The sequence below is a fragment of the Cellulomonas sp. A375-1 genome (genome assembly GCF_001040865.1).
In the GTDB taxonomy this organism is placed as follows: Bacteria; Actinomycetota; Actinomycetes; order Actinomycetales; family Cellulomonadaceae; genus Cellulomonas; species Cellulomonas gelida.
In genome coordinates this window covers 11,511-13,619 of the sequence record NZ_LFKW01000073.1, presented here as the reverse complement: position 1 = coordinate 13,619, position 2,109 = coordinate 11,511, and the positions used below count along the sequence as shown (strand labels likewise).

Genomic DNA, 2,109 nt, shown 5'->3' with positions numbered 1-2,109 from the left:
AGACGACGTAGAACTGCTCCTCGACCGCGAGCGACCAGAAGTGCTGCACGGGGCTCGGCGCCGCGTCCTGCGCGAGGTAGTCCACCGACCGGTCGGCCAGGCGCCAGTTGACGACGTACAGCGAGGTCGCGACCACGTCGCCCGCGATGTCCCTCCAGCGCGTGACCGGCAGCCAGACGCTCGTCATGACGACGACCGCGACCAGCGTGAGCGCGGCGGCCGGCAGGAGCCGACGAGCCCGACGAGCGTAGAACCGGCCGAGGCGCAGGCGGCCCGTCCGCAGGACCTCGTCGGCCACGAGCCCCGTGATGAGGAAGCCGGACACGACGAAGAACACGTCGACGCCGACGAACCCGCCCGGCACCGGGAGCCCGGCGTGGAACGCCAGCACGAGCACGACCGCCACGGCCCGCAGCCCCTGGACGTCGCGCCGGAAGCCCTGGACGACCGCGGAGGAGCCCGCGCGGGCGGACGCGACACCGGCCGGACGCGGGGCGGCGTCCGGGAGCGCGAGGTCGTGGGGCGTGGGCACCGGCGCACGGTAGCCGACGACCCTGCGCGCCGCACGACGGCGGTGCGCGCCCCCGCAGGCGCGTGAGTGACAATGGCCGCCGTCACCGAACGCTTGGGAGCCCTGATGACCGACCGCATGAACGTCGAGTCCTTCAACCTGGACCACCGCACCGTGGTCGCGCCGTACGTGCGCCTCGCGGACACGAAGGCCCTGCCGGCCGGGGACGTGATCGAGAAGTACGACGTGCGGTTCACGCAGCCGAACGTCGCGCACCTCGAGATGCCGACCGTGCACTCGCTCGAGCACCTGTTCGCGGAGCACTCGCGCAACCACACCGACCGCGTCATCGACTTCTCGCCGATGGGCTGCCAGACGGGCTTCTACCTCACGCTCGCCGGGCAGTGGGTCTACGAGGACGTGCTGGCGCTCGTCGAGGCCACCCTGCAGGACGTCCTCGGGGCCGACGAGGTGCCGGCGGCGAACGAGGTGCAGTGCGGTTGGGGCGCCCACCACTCGCTGGCCGGGGCGCAGGACGCGGCACGCGCATTCCTCGCCGAGCGCGCGCAGTGGTCGACGGTCACGGCGTGACCACCGTGCTCGACGCGGTCGTCGTCGTCGCCATGCCCGTCGAGGCCGACGCGTTCGTCGCGGTGGCCGACGTGGCCGGTGCCCCGACGCACGCGCCCGGTGGCGCCGAGCACCGCCTGCTCACGCTCGGCGGACGGCAGGTGCTGCTCGTCCGCGCCGGGATCGGGCTCGTCAACGCCGCCACCGCGGCCGCCGTCGCGCTCGCCGCCCGGCCCGCGCGCGTGCTGGTCAGCGGCGGCAGCGCGGGTGGTCTCGGGGTCGGCGTCCGCGTCGGCGACGTCGTCGTCGGCTCCACGCACGTCCACACGGGGGCCGACGCGCGGGCGTTCGGGTACGTGCTCGGTCAGGTCCCGGGCATGCCCGCGTCCTACCCGGCCGACGAGGTGCTGCGCGAGCACGCGCACGCCGCGGCCGCCATGCTGCCCGGCTGGTCGACCGAGCCGGCCGACGTGCGGGTGCTGCGCGGCGACGTCGTCTCCGGCGACGTGTTCGTCGACGCCGAGCGCGTCGCGGGGGTGCGCGCGGCCTTCCCCGACGCGCTCGCGACCGACATGGAGTCCGCCGCGCTCGCGCAGGTCGCGCACCGGTTCGGGGTGGCGTTCCTGTCCGTGCGCGGCATCAGCGACCTGTGCAGCCCCGTCGAGGCCGGTGAGTTCGCGACGCACGTCGACGACGCCGCCGACCGGTCCGCCGTCGTCGTGCGCGAGACGCTGCGCCGCCTGCCCGGCGCGGAGGCCTGACTGCCGGGTTCTCACCCGCGACGATCTCACCCGCGACGCCCGTGGTCGCGGCTGCCGACTCGGTGCCACGCTGGTCGAGACCTCGACGGCGCGCGTCGGGGGTGGCGAGCGTGTGCACGAGCGGGGGCTGTGCGATGACGACGTACCTGCGGCTGGAGTCGATCGACGGCGACGGGAGCACCCGCGGTCACGAGAAGTGGATCGAGGTGCAGTCCGTCAGCTGGGCGCTCGCGGTCCCCTCGGTGACTGGCTCGGGCCGGTCGATCG

4 protein-coding genes are annotated in these 2,109 nt (G+C 74.6%); 3 read left to right on the top strand and 1 reads right to left on the bottom strand.

Annotated elements, in window-relative coordinates; all coding sequences use genetic code 11:
- On the bottom strand, window positions 1-532 hold a 532-nt coding region (locus tag CWIS_RS08225), incomplete at its 3' end, for an acyltransferase (protein WP_048342781.1).
- A 105-nt stretch (window positions 533-637) separates the two neighbouring features.
- Here CWIS_RS08225 and CWIS_RS08220 point away from each other — a divergent pair.
- The 3 genes from CWIS_RS08220 to CWIS_RS19840 form a co-directional block, all read left to right on the top strand.
- Window positions 638-1,102, top strand: a complete 465-nt coding sequence (locus CWIS_RS08220; protein WP_048342787.1) for an S-ribosylhomocysteine lyase — start codon at window positions 638-640, stop codon at window positions 1,100-1,102.
- Complete coding sequence (gene mtnN, locus CWIS_RS08215; protein ID WP_229747454.1) at window positions 1,099-1,842, top strand: 5'-methylthioadenosine/S-adenosylhomocysteine nucleosidase; 744 nt, start codon at window positions 1,099-1,101, stop codon at window positions 1,840-1,842. Before CWIS_RS08220 ends, mtnN begins: the two co-directional genes overlap by 4 nt.
- Window positions 1,843-1,976: 134 nt before the next feature.
- Window positions 1,977-2,109: type VI secretion system tube protein Hcp (locus CWIS_RS19840; protein WP_197080793.1), on the top strand; the 133-nt coding region annotated here is incomplete at its 3' end.